This is a genomic window from Pseudomonas putida (genome assembly GCF_002906855.1).
GTDB classification, from domain to species: domain Bacteria; phylum Pseudomonadota; class Gammaproteobacteria; order Pseudomonadales; family Pseudomonadaceae; genus Aquipseudomonas; species Aquipseudomonas putida_N.
In genome coordinates this window covers 2,096,830-2,111,216 of the sequence record NZ_MINI01000028.1, presented here as the reverse complement: position 1 = coordinate 2,111,216, position 14,387 = coordinate 2,096,830, and the positions used below count along the sequence as shown (strand labels likewise).

Annotated in this window: 19 protein-coding genes; 9 read left to right on the top strand and 10 right to left on the bottom strand. The window is 64.8% G+C overall.

Features of this window, described 5'->3' with window-relative positions; translation table 11 throughout:
• Nucleotides 1-26: 26 nt before the first annotated feature.
• Nucleotides 27-677, bottom strand: coding sequence for a GNAT family N-acetyltransferase (locus tag BGP85_RS10245; protein ID WP_103447059.1), 651 nt, complete (start codon nt 675-677; stop codon nt 27-29).
• A gap of 163 nt (nt 678-840) precedes the next feature.
• Between BGP85_RS10245 and xthA the strand changes: the two genes are divergently transcribed.
• A complete protein-coding gene (gene xthA, locus BGP85_RS10240) occupies nt 841-1,653 on the top strand; it encodes an exodeoxyribonuclease III (protein WP_103447058.1) in 813 nt (270 codons plus the stop codon).
• 106 nt (nt 1,654-1,759) lie between these two features.
• On the opposite strand, the gene BGP85_RS10235 is transcribed toward xthA, so the two are convergent.
• Both BGP85_RS10235 and BGP85_RS10230 read right to left on the bottom strand, forming a co-directional pair.
• Complete coding sequence (locus BGP85_RS10235) at nt 1,760-2,512, bottom strand: anti-sigma factor family protein (protein ID WP_103447057.1); 753 nt, start codon at nt 2,510-2,512, stop codon at nt 1,760-1,762.
• The gene (locus BGP85_RS10230; RefSeq protein ID WP_103447056.1) at nt 2,509-3,030 is read right to left on the bottom strand and encodes a sigma-70 family RNA polymerase sigma factor; all 522 of its coding nucleotides are present in this window, start codon (nt 3,028-3,030) and stop codon (nt 2,509-2,511) included. Before BGP85_RS10230 ends, BGP85_RS10235 begins: the two co-directional genes overlap by 4 nt.
• 130 nt (nt 3,031-3,160) lie before the next feature.
• On the opposite strand from BGP85_RS10230, the gene BGP85_RS10225 reads away from it, so the two are divergent.
• From BGP85_RS10225 to BGP85_RS10210, 4 genes are all read left to right on the top strand, one after another.
• Nucleotides 3,161-4,207, top strand: coding sequence for a catalase family peroxidase (locus BGP85_RS10225; RefSeq protein WP_103447055.1), 1,047 nt, complete (start codon nt 3,161-3,163; stop codon nt 4,205-4,207).
• The gene (locus BGP85_RS10220; protein ID WP_103447054.1) at nt 4,204-4,737 is read left to right on the top strand and encodes a cytochrome b; all 534 of its coding nucleotides are present in this window, start codon (nt 4,204-4,206) and stop codon (nt 4,735-4,737) included. Before BGP85_RS10225 ends, BGP85_RS10220 begins: the two co-directional genes overlap by 4 nt.
• Before the next feature lie 87 nt (nt 4,738-4,824).
• Nucleotides 4,825-6,030 (top strand): MFS transporter, encoded by a 1,206-nt coding sequence (locus tag BGP85_RS10215; protein WP_103447053.1) that lies wholly within the window; start codon nt 4,825-4,827, stop codon nt 6,028-6,030.
• A 78-nt stretch (nt 6,031-6,108) separates the two neighbouring features.
• The gene (locus tag BGP85_RS10210) at nt 6,109-6,654 is read left to right on the top strand and encodes a cupin domain-containing protein (protein WP_027916793.1); all 546 of its coding nucleotides are present in this window, start codon (nt 6,109-6,111) and stop codon (nt 6,652-6,654) included.
• 38 nt (nt 6,655-6,692) lie between these two features.
• Here the strand turns inward: BGP85_RS10210 and BGP85_RS10205 are convergent, their stop codons facing one another.
• Both BGP85_RS10205 and BGP85_RS10200 read right to left on the bottom strand, forming a co-directional pair.
• Nucleotides 6,693-7,286 carry a 2-hydroxychromene-2-carboxylate isomerase gene (locus tag BGP85_RS10205; RefSeq protein ID WP_103447052.1) on the bottom strand — a complete coding sequence of 198 codons (594 nt, stop codon included), beginning with the start codon at nt 7,284-7,286 and terminating at the stop codon, nt 6,693-6,695.
• 26 nt (nt 7,287-7,312) lie between these two features.
• The gene (locus BGP85_RS10200) at nt 7,313-8,044 is read right to left on the bottom strand and encodes an SDR family oxidoreductase (RefSeq protein ID WP_103447051.1); all 732 of its coding nucleotides are present in this window, start codon (nt 8,042-8,044) and stop codon (nt 7,313-7,315) included.
• Between the two features lie 87 nt (nt 8,045-8,131).
• Between BGP85_RS10200 and BGP85_RS10195 the strand changes: the two genes are divergently transcribed.
• Together BGP85_RS10195 and BGP85_RS10190 are read left to right on the top strand one after the other, a co-directional pair.
• The gene (locus BGP85_RS10195; protein WP_103447050.1) at nt 8,132-8,695 is read left to right on the top strand and encodes a TetR/AcrR family transcriptional regulator; all 564 of its coding nucleotides are present in this window, start codon (nt 8,132-8,134) and stop codon (nt 8,693-8,695) included.
• Nucleotides 8,682-9,275, top strand: coding sequence for an eCIS core domain-containing protein (locus BGP85_RS10190; RefSeq protein WP_103447049.1), 594 nt, complete (start codon nt 8,682-8,684; stop codon nt 9,273-9,275). Before BGP85_RS10195 ends, BGP85_RS10190 begins: the two co-directional genes overlap by 14 nt.
• 23 nt (nt 9,276-9,298) lie before the next feature.
• On the opposite strand, the gene BGP85_RS10185 is transcribed toward BGP85_RS10190, so the two are convergent.
• A complete protein-coding gene (locus BGP85_RS10185; RefSeq protein WP_374755300.1) occupies nt 9,299-10,291 on the bottom strand; it encodes a bile acid:sodium symporter family protein in 993 nt (330 codons plus the stop codon).
• Between the two features lie 133 nt (nt 10,292-10,424).
• Between BGP85_RS10185 and ampC the strand changes: the two genes are divergently transcribed.
• Together ampC and BGP85_RS10175 are read left to right on the top strand one after the other, a co-directional pair.
• The gene (gene ampC / locus BGP85_RS10180; protein ID WP_103447047.1) at nt 10,425-11,561 is read left to right on the top strand and encodes a class C beta-lactamase; all 1,137 of its coding nucleotides are present in this window, start codon (nt 10,425-10,427) and stop codon (nt 11,559-11,561) included.
• 304 nt (nt 11,562-11,865) lie between these two features.
• On the top strand, nt 11,866-12,198 hold the full coding sequence (locus BGP85_RS10175) for a hypothetical protein (RefSeq protein WP_027916800.1): 333 nt from the start codon (nt 11,866-11,868) through the stop codon (nt 12,196-12,198).
• 47 nt (nt 12,199-12,245) lie between these two features.
• On the opposite strand, the gene BGP85_RS10170 is transcribed toward BGP85_RS10175, so the two are convergent.
• The 4 genes from BGP85_RS10170 to BGP85_RS10155 all read right to left on the bottom strand — a co-directional run bounded on the left by BGP85_RS10170 (nt 12,246) and on the right by BGP85_RS10155 (nt 14,294).
• Entirely contained in the window at nt 12,246-12,542 is a 297-nt protein-coding gene (locus tag BGP85_RS10170; RefSeq protein WP_103447046.1) for a hypothetical protein, read from the bottom strand.
• Nucleotides 12,543-12,702: 160 nt separating this feature from the next.
• Nucleotides 12,703-12,891 (bottom strand): hypothetical protein, encoded by a 189-nt coding sequence (locus tag BGP85_RS10165; protein WP_103447045.1) that lies wholly within the window; start codon nt 12,889-12,891, stop codon nt 12,703-12,705.
• 135 nt (nt 12,892-13,026) lie between these two features.
• Complete coding sequence (locus BGP85_RS10160) at nt 13,027-13,347, bottom strand: YbjQ family protein (protein ID WP_103447044.1); 321 nt, start codon at nt 13,345-13,347, stop codon at nt 13,027-13,029.
• A gap of 59 nt (nt 13,348-13,406) precedes the next feature.
• Entirely contained in the window at nt 13,407-14,294 is an 888-nt protein-coding gene (locus BGP85_RS10155) for an EamA family transporter (protein WP_103447043.1), read from the bottom strand.
• Nucleotides 14,295-14,387 lie beyond the last annotated feature (93 nt).

Below are 14,387 nucleotides of genomic sequence, written 5' to 3'. Positions count from 1 at the left end.
TCAAGGGAGGCGCCTGGCGGCCTTCATCAAGCAATTGATGACATGGATGACACTGGATTTGGATGAAAGAACACCCTTTCCCGGATTGGCCCTACAGCCACCTCGCCTATCTCTTCATAACCCTGGCGAGCGTAAAAGGCCAGGTAATGCTCGTTGCCAGAGTCCAGCACCACGCCCTGGGTATTGGGGTCTTCCGCGCACCAGTCGTGAACAGCTTGTAACAATTGTTCGCCGTAGTGACAGCCACGAAATTGCGGATGCACCCCCAGCAGCGGCAGCATATGCACCTGCCCGGTCGGCAGGCAGCTGGCCAGCGCCGCCTGGTAATCCATGTAACGCCGGGTGCAATGCTGGCCGGTGCCCAGCAGCATGCGCAAACGCCAGGCCCAGCTGTCGGCCACCCCGAGCCGGCGTTGCGGCGGCACGATCAGGGCCAGGGCGATCAGGCGGTCTTCCAGCAGCAGGCCGATGGCCGGCAATTGCAGATAGAAGTGCTGCCGTACCCACTCGCGCACCATCACCCGCAGCCGGCGTTCGTAGCCTGGGCGCTGGGCCTCGAAGATATAGGCGAAGGTCGGTTCGTGGCGATAGGCGTTGTATAGCAGCGAACGCGCCTCACGGCTGTAGCCGTCATCTAGTGTGCAGATGCGCGCCTGGGCGGCAGTGGCTTCGAGCATGGCGGGTCGTCCTCCTGGAAAGGGCATGTCAGTGCCTTGGAGGTGCTCCTCAGCGCATCGTTCACCTCATTCAGCACGTTAGCAGCGCCTTGGCCAAGCCGCCATGCTGGTGATGAACGCCGATGTCGGCTAGCATCCGGCCTTTTATCAGGATTGTCTTTCCATGAAGATCGTCTGTTTCAACATCAACGGCCTGCGGGCCCGCCCGCACCAGCTGGCGGCGCTGATCGAAAAGCACCAGCCGGACGTGATCGGCCTGCAGGAAACCAAGGTCAGCGACGATCAGTTCCCCCTGGCCGATGTCCAGGCATTGGGCTACCACGTGCACTACCACGGCCAGAAAGGCCATTACGGGGTCGCCCTGCTCTCGCGCCAGGCGCCGCTGAGCCTGTTCAAGGGCTTTGCCACGGATGAAGAGGATGCCCAGCGCCGCTTCATCTGGGGCACCTTCGCCGATGCCGACGGCAACCCTATCACTGTCATGAACGGCTACTTCCCGCAGGGCGAAAGCCGTGACCACCCCACCAAGTTCCCGGCCAAGCAGCGCTTCTACAGCGACCTGCAAGCGTTGCTCGAAGGGCAGTTCAACAACGACCAGCCGGTACTGGTCATGGGCGACATGAACATCTCGCCCCAGGACTGCGACATCGGTATCGGCCCGGACAACGCCAAACGCTGGCTGAAGACCGGCAAGTGCAGCTTCCTGCCGGAAGAGCGCGAGTGGATGGAGCGCCTCAAGGGCTGGGGCCTGGTGGACAGCTTCCGCCACCTGTACCCGGACGTGGCCGACCGCTTCAGCTGGTTCGACTACCGCAGCCGCGGCTTCGAGGACGACCCCAAGCGCGGGCTGCGCATCGACCTGATCATGGCCTCCCAGGGCCTGGTGCCACGGATCAAGGCGGCCGGCGTGGACTATGAGCTGCGCGGGATGGAAAAGCCTTCCGACCATGCGCCGATCTGGCTCGAATTGAGTTGAATTGTCTGGGTGCATGGCGCGAGCGGTGTGTCGCCTTTGAGACCGAGCGCCGCGCGGGCGACGCTCGATCTCAAAGGCTCTGCATGCCTCAAGCCCTGCACTCCCGCTACAACCCCAACCGCAGCGCCTCCCCTACCCCCGCCCCACGCCCGTCGTCCGCCGCACTGACCAGGGCAAAGTTGTACGCCCCATGCGACCAGTACCGCGCCTCCAGCTGCCCGTCGACCCGCTGCCCCTGCGGCATACGCTCATAGCGGTCACCGGGCGAGCGCAGGAACAGGCTGATGCGCTGGCCGTTGCGGTCCTGGAACACCAGCAGCGCCGCCGGCCCCTGCTCGTTACTGAGCAACCGCGCGCCCACCGGCTGAAAGCCGTAACCCGCCAGGTCCGGCAGTTGCCCCACACGGCTGAAATGCCGGCCCAGCCAATCGCGCAGTTGCGCCGGGTCGCTGGCCTGGATATCCAGTGCCTCACTGCTGGCGAACAGCCGATGAGCCTGTACCGCATCGGCCATCGGCAGTTCATTGCTGGCCAAGGTCACCTGTCGTGCCTGCCAGCCACCCAACCCACCGACGCCCATGGCCAGCAACAACACCGCCGCCGAAGCCAGCCGCCGCTGCCGGCGCTGGCGCACCCGCTGCTGCACTTGGCGCAGGTCGAGCGTGGCCGCCCCAGGTTGCTCGGCAAACCCTGCCAAGGCCGCACGCAGGCGCCGGGCATCGTTGCGCCAGGCTTCGACCCGCGCCGCTTCCTGCGGGTTGGCCGTAAGCCAGGCCTGTATCTCAGCGCGCCGCGCCGGCTCCAGGCGGTCGTCGATGTAGGCGTGCAGCTCGTCTTCACCAGGGATCAGGCGTGTCATTTGAGTCTCCGCAAGGCCGGCGGCTGGGGGTTGCCCTCGGTCAGTTCGCGCAAAGCAGCACGGGCGCGCGACAGGCGCGACATCACCGTGCCAATTGGGATTTCCAGGGCTGCGGCCGCTTCCTTGTAACTCAGCCCCTCGATGCTGACCAACAACAGCAGGGCCCGCTGCTCGGTCGACAGCTGGGCGAAGGCCTGCAAATCAGCCTGGGCCAGGACGATGTCCTCGGTATTGTCGCCCACCGCTTCGTGTTCCACGGCGCCGCGGCCGAACCACGACAGCCAGCGAGCATGCAAGCGCTCGCGGCGCTTACCGTCGAGAAACAGTCGATAAAGAATGGTGAACAGCCAGGCGCGCAGGGCCTCGGCTTCGCGTTGCTGGCCACGGCGGCTCAAGGCGCGCTCGACCGTGGCCTGGACCAGGTCATCGGCGCTGCCGGGCTCGCGGGTCAGCCACAAGGCAAAGCGGCGCAGGCGCTGCAGCAGCTCACGCCACTGCTGTTCGTCCAGATCGTGCATGGTCAGGTACCGGGCGCTGGGGTTGTCAGTGTATGGGGCAGACGCCTGGCGAGAAAATCTATTCCCGCCGAGGGAATAAGTTTTTCCCTGCTCCGTCGTACCGGCACCTTCACTGAACCGGAAGACGACCATGAACTCACCCTTGCAAGGCCCCGCCAAGGCACTGCGCCTGGCCGGCATCGGCGCCGTGATGCTGGCGCTGGGCGCCGGGTTCGCCTATGCCGCTGGCTGGGTCGGCGGGCCGCAGCTGACACCGCAACGCATCATCGACACCTTCGAGGCCCAGGCCGGCCACCACCCGGGCTACCGCAAGAACCACGCCAAGGGCCTGTGCATCAGCGGCTACTTCCAGCCCAGTGGCCAGGCCGCGAGCTTGTCGACTGCACGAGCCTTCAGCCAGGCGCGGGTGCCGGTGATCGGCCGCTTCGCCATCGGCGGTGCCAACCCGTTCGCCCCGGACACCGGCGTACCGGTGCGCAGCCTGGCGATCCAGCTCAGTACCGATGACGGCCAGATCTGGCGTACCGGCATGAACAACCCACCAGTGCTGGCGGTCAGCACCCCGCAAGGCTTCTACGATCAGGTACTGGCCGGCGCGCCAGACCCGGCCACCGGCAAGCCGGACCCGGCCAAGCTGCAGGCATTCTTCGCCGCCCATCCGGAAAGCGCGGCATTTCGCCAGTGGGCAGCGGGCTACAAGCCTAGCGACAGCTTCGCCAGCACCCAGTACCACAGCATCAACGCCTTCCGCCTGATCGATGCCAGCGGCACGGCGCACCCGGTGCGCTGGCAGCTCGAACCGCAAACGCCATTCACCGCCCTGCCCGGCCAAGTCGACGACAAGCAGTTCCTCCAGCACGACCTGCAACAGCGCTTGGCCCAAGGGCCGCTGCGCTGGACCCTGCGCCTGGTGCTGGCCGACCAGGGCGATGCGGTGGACGACCCGGCCCGCCCATGGCCAGCCGAGCGCCGCAGCGTCGATGCTGGCACCTTGGTGGTCGAACAGGTCGACGCCCCCGAGCAAGGTGCCTGCCGTGACCTGAACTTCGACCCGTTGATCCTGCCCAGCGGCATCGAGCCGTCCGCCGACCCGATCCTCGCCGCCCGTTCGGCGGCCTATTCGGAATCCTTCAACCGCCGCAGCCGCGAGTCTCTCGGCGCAGGAGCACAGCGATGAAACCTGAAGTCTTCCACCCCTTGGCGCGCCTGGTGCACTGGCTGATGGCGATCCTGATCATCAGCATGCTGTTCATCGGCGTGAGCATGGTCGGCGACCTGTCACCGCGCCACCCGCTGCTGGTCGAACTGCACAAGGCCACGGGCCTGGCATTGCTGGTACTGGTGATCGTGCGCATAGGCCTGCGCCTGACCTTGCCGCACCCGGCACTGCCCGCCGATCTGCCGGCGCTTGAGCGCCTTGCCGCCGGCGCCTCGCATCTGCTGCTCTACGGCCTGATGCTGGCCATGCCGCTGCTGGGCTGGGCGATGCTGTCGGCAGGCGGCTACCCACGCCCCCTGCAACTGCCGGCGATCGCCCCGCACGACCTGCAACTGTATGCCGTACTGCGCCAGGCCCATGGCTGGGCCGGCTACCTGTTGTTCGCCACCGTGCTGGTGCACCTGGGGGCGGCGTTGATGCATGCCCTGGTGCGTCGGGACGGCGTGTTGCGTAGCATGTGGCCAGGCCCCGTGCGGCGCAGCGATTGACAGGCTGATGCCCGGGCGGGCTCGACACACAACAATTATTCTCATTAAGTTCGACAGTTCTCTTGTCGACCTGCCCTGGACTGCCTTATGAACGTCGCAAAGGACCCTGCATTACTGACACCCGCCAACACCCTGGACATGCGCCCGCTGCTGTTGGCCAACATGGCCTGCACCATGTCGATGATGGCTTTCGTCGCACTGATCGGGCCGATCTCGCGCCTACTGGGCATGGCCACCTGGCAAGCCGGGGCGGCGGTGACCGTGGCCGGCGTGGTCTGGGTGCTGCTGGCGCGCCCGTGGGGGCGGTTGTCCGACCGCCTGGGGCGCCGCCGTATCCTGCTGCTGGGCAGCGCCGGCTTCACCCTGGCCTACTGGCTGCTGTGCCTGTTCGTCGAAGGGGCGCTGCGCTGGCTGCCGGGGGCGGGCCTGGCGTTCGTCGGCCTGATGCTGGCACGCGGTTGCATCGGTGCCTTCTACGCCGCCATCCCGGTGGGCTGCAACGCATTGATCGCCGACCATGTCGAGCCTCAGCGCCGGGCGCGGGCCATGGCTTCGCTGGGCGCGGCCAATGCCGTGGGCCTGGTGGTGGGGCCGGCGCTGGCGGCCGTGCTGGCACAGCACAGCCTGAGCCTGCCGTTCCATATCATGTCGCTGTTGCCGGCCAGCGCATTTCTGGTGCTGCTGTTCAAGCTCAAGCCGCAGCCCCTTGCGCAAAGCCATGCGCCCAGCCCCGTCCGACTCAGCGACCCTCGCCTGCGCCGGCCACTGTTGGTGGCGTTCAGCGCCATGCTCAGCGTCACGGTGTCGCAGATCGTCGTCGGTTTCTTCGCCCTCGACCGCTTGCAGCTGACGCCGACCGATGCCGCGCAGGCTGCTGGCATTGCCCTGACCACTGTCGGGGTAGCGCTGATCATGTCGCAGGTGCTGCTGCGCCAGTTGGAGTGGCCGCCGTTGAAGATGATCCGGGTCGGCGCCAGTGTGTCGGCACTGGGCTTCGCCTGTGGCGCGCTGGCCACCACGGCGCCCTGGCTATGGAGTTGCTATTTTGTCGCCGCAGCCGGCATGGGCTTTGTGTTCCCGGCGTTTTCCGCGCTGGCGGCCAATGCCATGCAGGCCTCGGAACAAGGTGCCACCGCTGGCTCGATTGGCGCCGCCCAGGGCATGGGCGCGGTGATCGGCCCGCTGGCCGGAACGCTGGTCTACGCCCTGGACCCACGCCTGCCGTTCCTGGCGGTAGCAGCGCTTTTGCTGCTGGTCGGGCTGTGGCCGCTGCCGCGTGATCAACGCGTCTGAAAGCACAGCGCGCAAGCGTGCAGAGTGTGTTTTAATGCGTCGCTAATTATTTTAAACACCTCTGATTACAAGGCGGCTATGGACACGGGGACGCGACTCAAACTGGTGCGTGAACGCAACAACCTCTCCCAACGGGAACTGGCCCGCCGCAGCGGATTGACCAACTCGACGATCTCGCAGATCGAACAGAACCGTGTCAGCCCATCGGTCAGTTCCCTGAAAAAGCTGCTCGAAGGGATCCCCATGACCCTGGCCGAGTTCTTCAGCTTCGACGAACCGGTGCGCGAAGAGCGCTTCGTGTTCCGCGCCAGCGAGCAGCCGGACCTGGGCCGTAATGGCCTGCGCATGCTGCTGGTCGGCGCCAGCGTTGAGGCCCGGCAGATGCGCATGCTGCGCGAGCTGTATGCCCCGGGTGCCGATTCGGGCGAGCCGATCGTGCATGCCGAAGGCGAAGAATGTGGCCTGGTCACCCGCGGCACCGTGGAGCTGTGGGTCGATGGCCAGGTGAGCATCCTCAACTCGGGCGATGGCTACTACATCCCCACCACCCTGCCGCACAGCTTCAAGAACATTGGCCAGGACGAGGCGGAAATCATCAGCGCCAACACCCCGGCCAATTTCTGAGCCCGGCTTGGCCTCGCCCATGGCGAGGCCATGCAGCCTCAACGGCTCAGCGCTTCTTCGACGAAATCCAGGCGATCCTGGCCGAAGAACATTTCCCCGTCGACAAAGCAGGTCGGCGCACCGAACACACCCCGCGCAACCGCTTCTTCGGTCACCCGCTTGAGTTCGGCCTTTACCTCGCCATCTGCCGCCAGCGCATGAAACGCCGCAGGGTCGAAGCCGGCCTGGCTGAGTGTTTTATCCAATGCCGAGCCATCGCTCAAGTTGCGCCGCTGTTCCCACAGCCCCTTGAACAGCGCGGCCAACAACGCTTCGAACTGGGCTGACGCGCGAAGCTGCATGCCGATGGCTCCGCGCATCAGGGGCAGGGTGTTCACCGGGAACCCCGGCGGTAGGCCGAATGGCACGCCATACCGGCGGGCATAACGGCCAAGGTCGGTGAACATGTAGCGGCCCTTGGCAGGGATCATCGCCGGCGAAGCATTGCCGGTGGCCTGGAATACTCCGCCAAGCAGCATGGGCCGGTAAACCAGGGTCGCGCCATGCCGGGCGCAGATAGCAGGCAGCTGGGTCCAGGCCAGATAGCTGGCCGGGCTGCCCAGGTCGAAGTAAAACTCCACGGTCTTGCTCATGCATCACACTCCTTGGTCAGTCAGGCTTACCAACGCTCCATCCACGGGCGCAGGTCCAGTTCGAAGGTCCAGGCATCACGGGGCTGGGCGTGCAGGAACCAGTAGCTGTCGGCGATGTGTGCCGGGTCGAGAATGCCGTCCTGATCCTTCAGCGCGTAGCGTTCCGGGAAACTGTCGCGGATGAACGCCGTGTCGATGGCACCATCCACCACCACATGGGCAACGTGAATGTTCCGCGGGCCGAGCTCCCGCGCCATGCTCTGGGCCAGGGCGCGCAACCCGTGCTTGGCCCCGGCGAAGGCAGCGAAACCGGCAGCGCCACGCGTGCCTGCGGTGGCGCCGGTGAACAGGAGGGTACCGCGCTCACGGGTGACCATGCGCCGGGCCACGGCCTGGGCGGTGAGGAAGCCGGCGAAGCAGGCCATTTCCCAGATCTTGAAGTACTTGCGTGGTGTCTCCTCGAGGATGCTGCACGGCACATTGGCGCCGATATTGAAGACAAACGCCTCGATCGGGCCGATATCACGCTCGATGGTTTCCACCAGCTCGGCAACCTCCTCCTCCTTGCGCGCATCCGAGCCGAAGCCATGGGCCTGGCCACCTGCAGCGCGGATCTCATCGATCAGCGGCTGCAGCTTTTCAGCCTGGCGGCGGGTAACACACGCCACATAACCCTCACGGGCGAAGCGTTTGGCGATCGCGCCACCCGTGGCGTCCCCAGCCCCGATCACCAGCACCACTTTTTGTTGTTCTGCCATGCCTGCCTCCATTGGTGAATGATCGTTTAGTAAACGAACGCTATGTTATGATCGCCGCCATCGTCAAGCAGCGCGAAGAGGCCGTGCATGCGCTACTCCACCGAACACAAGCAGCAGACCCGCGACAAGCTGCTGGCCAGCAGCGGCGCGCTGGCCAAGCGCGGCGGTTTTTCCAGCACCGGCGTGGCCGGGCTGATGAAGGCCATCGGCCTGACTGGCGGCGCCTTCTACAACCACTTCCCGTCCAAGGACGACCTGTTCACCGAAATAGTCCGCCAGGAACTGTGCAACAGCCCGCTGGCCCGCCTGGCCAACCAGGGTGCCAGCCGCGAACGTTTGGCCCGCTGCCTGCAGCAGTACCTGAGCCTGGCACACCTGCACAATGCCGAGGGCGGCTGCCCGCTGCCGCCCTTGGGGGTGGAAATCGCCCGCGCCGAACAGCCTGTGCGCGAAGAGGCCGAGCACTGGCTGGTGGGGCTGCATGCCGCATGGAGCGAAACCTTGAAAGACCCGGCGCTGGCCTGGGTGCTGATCAGTCAGTGCGTCGGCGCACTGGTGGTCGGGCGCATGCTGGCCAGTGAAGAGGTGCAACAGCAGTTGCTCGATGCCAGCAAGGGCTTTGTCGACAGGGCGTTGAATGAAGCGGATTAACCTGCTGTTGGGGCTGTTGCTGGCAGCGCCTGCCTTGGCCGACCAGGCCTGCCCGCCTGGTCAGTACCAGGTGTGCCTGATGGGCTGTTTCTGCGCACCGATCGACCCCGGCCAGGCCGGGCAGGTGCTCAAGGATGTCGAGACCGTGGCGTCCAGCAGCCTGGCGTTTGCCTTGCAACAGGCTCGCGACGAGGCCACTGCCAGCGGCACTCAACCGATCCCTTTGCACATCCGCGCGCAGCTGGAGCCCTGGTATGACTTCGCCGTGCTCGATGCCGCGCGCTACCGGGTCGGTGACGAGCAGCAGGTCACGGCGGCCAACGCCATGCTGCAGAACCCGGACGTGAACGCGGTGACGCTGATCGACACCATCATCTTCCGCCACGCCAGCGATGCCGAGGACAACGTGGCACTGTGGGCCCATGAGCTCAAGCATGTGCAGCAGTATCAGCAACTGGGGGTGAATGAATTTGCCCGACGCTATACGCGCAACTACGAGGAGCTGGAAGGGCCGGCCTACAAGATCGAGGCCGAGGTGGGGAAGGCATTGCGCGAGCGCAGTTCCGGGCAGGCACGATAGCCTGCACCGGCAACACACATCTTTCAGGAAGAAGCAGTAGCCCCCTCACCCACCTGCTCGCGACTGGCATAGCGCTGCGCCAGCACCGCACACACCATCAACTGGATCTGGTGGAACAGCATCAGCGGCAGGATCATCGCGCCAATGCCGCTCCCCACGAACAGCACCTGAGCCATCGGCACCCCGGTGGCCAGGCTCTTCTTGGAACCGGCAAACAGAATAGTGATGCGGTCTTCCAGGCTGAAGCCCAACACCTTGCCCAGCATGCGTGTACCGAACAGCACCACCGCCAGGAGGATACCGCAGACCGCGAACAGCCCGGCCAGGTGCTGCGGCGACACGGTGTGCCACAGGCCGGTAACCACGGCCTCGCTGAACGCGGTGTACACCACCAGCAGGATCGAGCCTTGGTCCACCATCTTGAGCCAGCGGGCATTTTTCTTGACCCAGGCACCGATCCAACGGCGTGCGACCTGCCCGGCCACGAACGGCACCAGCAACTGCATGGTGATCTTCAATACGGCATCCAGCCCCGAACCGGTGTCACCACTGGCGCCCAGCAGCAGCATCACCAGCAGCGGTGTCAGGAAGATGCCGATCAGGCTGGAAGCCGCCGCGCTGCAGATGGCGGCCGGCACATTACCGCGGGCCAGCGAAGTGAAGGCGATGGCCGACTGCACGGTGGCAGGCAGCGCGCACAAATACAGCACGCCCAGATACAGCTCGTTGCCTACCAGAGGCACGAACAGCGGCTTGAACGCCAGGCCCAGCAGCGGGAACATCACAAAGGTGCAGGAGAACACCAGCAGGTGCAGACGCCAGTGGCCAGCACCGGCGATGATCGCCTCGCGCGACAGCTTGGCGCCGTGCAGGAAGAACAGCAGGCCGATCGCCAGGTTGGTCAGCCAGCCGAAATACACCGCGCCGTCGCCCGAGCAAGGCAGCACGGTGGCGATCAGCACCACCCCGAGCAGGCACAGGGTGAAGTTGTCGAACAACATGCGCAAATACTTCATAACAGTTTCCATCTTGTGGTTGTGCAGGGCCAGACGATAAGGTCCTCGGTTTTTTCCCGCTAACGCCGGAACCCCCATCGGTGTCGCTCAACGGACACTCCCTCGACGGCCACACCCAAAAAAGGAACCTCGCATGCCGCTCGTACGTCTTGCACCACTGCTCATCCTGTTCGGCTTAACCAGTGCGCAAGCTGCCGAACCCTTGCAAGCCCAGGTGGACGAGGTCATCCGGCCCCTGATGAAAGAGCAGGACATCGCCGGCATGGCCGTGGCGGTCTACACCAATGGCCAGGCCTACTATTTCAGTTATGGCGTAGCCAGCAAGGCCGACGGCAGCGCGGTAACCGCCGACACGTTGTTCGAGATCGGCTCGCTGAGCAAGACCTACACCGCTACCCTCGCCGCCCTGGCCAGTGCCGAAGGCAAACTCGACCTCCAGGCACCCGCCCGGCGCTACCAGCCCGCGCTGGCCGGCGCGCCCCTGGGCGAGGCCAGCGTGCTGGAGTTTGGCGCCTACAGCGCCGACTGCCTGCCTTTGCAGTTCCCCGACGAAGTTCAGACGCCGGAGCAGACGCTGGCGTTCTTCCGCAACTGGAAGCCGCACACCGAGCATGGCACCCAGCGCTGCTACTCCAACCCGAGCCTGGGCCTGTTCGGCGACCTCGCGGCGCGTGCGCAACACGCGCCATTCGCCGCCGTCATGACTCAGCACCTGCTTGCGCAGATGGGCCTGCAGCACACCTACCTGCAGGTGCCTCAGGCTGCACAGGCGCTGTACGCACAGGGCTACGACGCGCAGAACCACCCTGTGCGCGTCAGCCCTGGCCCCTACGCCGACGAAGCCTACGGCATCAAGACCAGCGCCAGCGACCTGCTGCGCTACGTGCGCCTGCACATGCAGCCTGACGAATTGCCACCGGCCCTGCGCAAGGCCACCGCCATCACCCAGGCCGGCTACTTCAAGGTGGGCGCCATGACCCAGGGCCTGGGCTGGGAACGCTACCCTTACCCGGTCACGCTGGAGACACTGGTCGATGGCAACAGCCCGCGCATGATTCGTGACCCCCATGCAACCCAGCGCCTCAACCCGGCGCTCCCGGCCCTGCCCGCCGCCTGGTACAACAAGACCGGGGCAACCAGCGGTTTCGGCGCCTACGCCGCCTTCATCCCGTCCGAAGGCAAGGCCATTGTCCTGCTCGCCAACCGCAATTACCCCAACGAAGCCCGGGTGCGCGCGGCCTTCCAGATCCTGTCCAACCTCGACCGCTGAGTCACCGCTGAATGAATTGCCAGACAATATGACAAAAATGTAGTGCCTGAAAATATTCACTACAAAAGCATTGACGCCGTTCATCAGCCTTGTGCATGATGAAGCCGTCTCCCTGATCGGGAGCGGTGGCAAGGGTGTTCCAGACGGCTTGCGCGGTAACGCAGGCCGTCCGTGGAGAGGGAATCTGTCCAAAAGGCAGCGTGAGAAAGCCCCTGTTGCGATGCTGCTGTAGCAGCCTTGGTAGTGCGCTACAACCTGTGGCGCCAACTGTGAGAATCAACAACAAATAGGTGATGGGGGCTTTATGATGAACTTGAACAACAATCCGACTATCGACCAATTGGCCCAGCTGTTCGCGGTACGCAAGGACAGCCTCGACGACCACCTGCTGTGGGTCAGCCAGACCGGCGAGGTGCGCATCGACCGCCTGCCGCCGAACACGGTCGAAGATGAATTCGAAGCGCACCTGCCCAGCATGCGCGCCCGCTTCAAGGTCTACCGCCGTGGCCAGGGCTACGTCGGCAAGAAGGCCGCCGCCGATACCGAGTTCGTCGGCCGCGTGCTGCAGACCCTGCAACAAGAATGGCCCGCCGCCCGTGAGCGGCAGGCAGTCAAGGTGATCGAACCGCTCAACTGAGGGTTCGCCGCCACTTATGAAGCCCGGCCTGCATAGGCCGGGCTTTTTCATGCCCGCCGGCGCTGCCGCGGCATGGGCAATGCCCCCGTGGCCAGCGCCCGGGCCCGGTCGACACCCCACACCAACGCACGGGTCATGGTCTCGCCAGGCCGCGACGCGTAGTACTCCTCCAGCAGTGCCCGCCCGTCCTGCCCATACAACCCAAGAAACAGTTGCGTCGCGCCGAGCCGCGACAGGCGTACCTGAATATCCAGCGAAGTGCCGTCGCTGAGCACTTCCTCATGGCAGCGGCTGTGCAACTGTGTGTCGGCCCACTGCCAATAGGTCTCGTCCCTGACTCGCATGAAAGATCAATCCTCGCTTTCCTGGATGCCGCGCCAGAAGACCACAACTGCGCCGCCATCGCGAGGGCAACCCACCGATACCATGAGCAGGGTCAAGCAACACCCACAAAAAACCCCGCCATCGGGCGGGGTAGTGTGAGCAGGTTCACTTTTTCGAGGCCTACTTCCTGGCTGGCACCCGTGGCGTGAAACGGCCCTTCTTGATGCGCTGCAGGTGTGCAGGCTTGAGGTTTTCCGAGTCGTCCAGGGTCATGTGGGCAAAGCCCAGATTGAATGCCGCCTGACCGCAACGTACCTGGCTGTTGATCGGGAATGAATCGTTCGTGTCTTCGAAAAAGGTGTCGCTCATGCCTGTCTCCATTCCGTGGCGCCCGCGTCGGTCAGCAATGGGCTGACCTGAAAAACGCGACCTATGCCAGTGAGACTAGCCGGTCACAAGCGGACTGCCCGGACGAAACCTGCAGACCCGACCAGTGGCATTTGGCTACTTCAGCCGCACGGCGGTACCGGTGGCGAACACCACGACCATGCCGCCTTGCACCGACGGCATGCTGATCTCGAAGTCCACGCCTACCACGGCATCGGCTTGCAACTGCCGTGCCCGCGCAATGAGTTCCTCGGTAGCCTGCTCGCGGGCCTCGCGCAGGGCGCTTTCCAGGGTCTGCGAACGGCCACCGAAGACGTCGCGAACGCGTGTGAAGAAATCGCGCACGAAGTTGATGCCTTGCACCGATTCGGAGCTGACCACGCCAAGGTACTCGGCGATCGGGCGGCCTTCGAGTTGGCTGGTGGTGGAGATGATCATGTTGCGCTCCTTGGCCTTGCGAAAAAGGCCAAGTCTAACAAATGCGCCGGCCGCTTCCGCTACTGCGCACTGGCCGCCCGCAGACGCTGCCCCAGCTTCGGCCCGAACACATTGACCAACAGGCCGAGCATCACCAGCAGCGCGCCCCAGCCCTGCACCGCCGTCAACCGTTCACCCAGCAACCACGCCGACGAACTCAGGCCGATCACCGGCACCAGCAGCGAGAACGGCGCTACCTTGCCCGCCGGGTGGCGCGACAGCAGCTTGCTCCAGAGGCTGTAGCCGATCATGGTGGCGACGAATGCCAGGTACGCCAGCGCCAGCACCGAACTCCAGCTGATATTGGCCAGTGCATGGCCGATGCGCTCCGGCCCTTCCAGCCGCCACGACAAGGCCAGGAACGGCAGCGGCGGAATCAAACCGCCCCAGATCACCAGCGCCACCAGGTCCACCGAGCCAAAGCGGCGGGTGATGATGTTGCCCATGCCCCACATGGCCCCGCCACACAAGGTCAGCAGCAGTGCCACCAGCGGCACATGGCCGCTGTCTTCACTGCCGATCAGCGCCAGGCCGCTGGCAGCCACCGCCAGCCCCAGCACACTGGCCAGGCGCAGCCGCTCACCCAGGAACAGCGCGGCAAAACCGAGGGTGAAGAACGCTTGCGACTGCAGCACCAACGACGCCAGGCCGGGAGGCATGCCGCTGTACATGGCCTGAAAGAGGAAGGCGAACTGGCCCAGGGAAATGGTAGCGCCGTATGCGATCAGCCAGCGCCACGGCAGCTTCGGCCGCTTGACCAGGAGCACGGCCGGAAACGCCACCAGCAGAAAGCGCAATGCCCCCAGCAGCATCGGCGGCAGGCCATCGAGGCCCACCTTGATGACCACGAAATTGACTCCCCAGGCGACAATCACCACCAGGGCGATCAGCAGGTCCTTGAGCGGCATTGCTGCTTCCTTCTTCAGGCTTTCTAGACATATTTGGTAACAGCATAAGGCCATTTTCCGACGATGGACCAGCACAGTTGCAGCCAACCCTTG